The organism is Streptomyces sp. Q2 (assembly GCF_056820935.1).
Map to the genome: position 1 here is coordinate 1 of NZ_JBXEJE010000114.1, position 1,036 is coordinate 1,036.

1 rRNA gene is annotated in these 1,036 nt (G+C 55.9%); it reads left to right on the forward strand.

The annotated features are described in order from the left end of the window. Positions 1-1,014, forward strand: a 23S ribosomal RNA gene (locus ACWBNA_RS47810); the annotation flags it as partial. Positions 1,015-1,036 lie beyond the last annotated feature (22 nt).

Here is a 1,036-nt window from a genome sequence, read left to right on the forward strand (position 1 = left end):
CTTAAGCGCCAGTAAACGGCGGTGGTAACTATAACCATCCTAAGGTAGCGAAATTCCTTGTCGGGTAAGTTCCGACCTGCACGAATGGCGTAACGACTTCTCGACTGTCTCAACCATAGGCCCGGTGAAATTGCACTACGAGTAAAGATGCTCGTTTCGCGCAGCAGGACGGAAAGACCCCGGGACCTTTACTATAGTTTGATATTGGTGTTCGGTTCGGCTTGTGTAGGATAGCTGGGAGACTGTGAAGCTTGGACGCCAGTTCAGGTGGAGTCGTCGTTGAAATACCAGTCTGGTCGTGCTGGATGTCTAACCTGGGTCCGTGATCCGGATCAGGGACAGTGTCTGATGGGTAGTTTAACTGGGGCGGTTGCCTCCTAAAGAGTAACGGAGGCGCCCAAAGGTTCCCTCAGCCTGGTTGGCAATCAGGTGTTGAGTGTAAGTGCACAAGGGAGCTTGACTGTGAGACCGACGGGTCGAGCAGGGACGAAAGTCGGGACTAGTGACCCGGCGGTGGCTTGTGGAAGCGCCGTCGCTCAACGGATAAAAGGTACCCCGGGGATAACAGGCTGATCTTCCCCAAGAGTCCATATCGACGGGATGGTTTGGCACCTCGATGTCGGCTCGTCGCATCCTGGGGCTGGAGTCGGTCCCAAGGGTTGGGCTGTTCGCCCATTAAAGCGGTACGCGAGCTGGGTTTAGAACGTCGTGAGACAGTTCGGTCCCTATCCGCTGCGCGCGCAGGAATATTGAGAAGGGCTGTCCCTAGTACGAGAGGACCGGGACGGACGAACCTCTGGTGTGCCAGTTGTCCTGCCAAGGGCATGGCTGGTTGGCTACGTTCGGGAGGGATAACCGCTGAAAGCATCTAAGCGGGAAGCCTGCTTCGAGATGAGTATTCCCACCCACTTGATGGGGTAAGGCTCCCAGTAGACGACTGGGTTGATAGGCCGGATATGGAAGCACGGTAACGTGTGGAGTTGACCGGTACTAATAGGCCGAGGGCTTGTCCTCAGTTGCTCGCGTCCACTGTGTT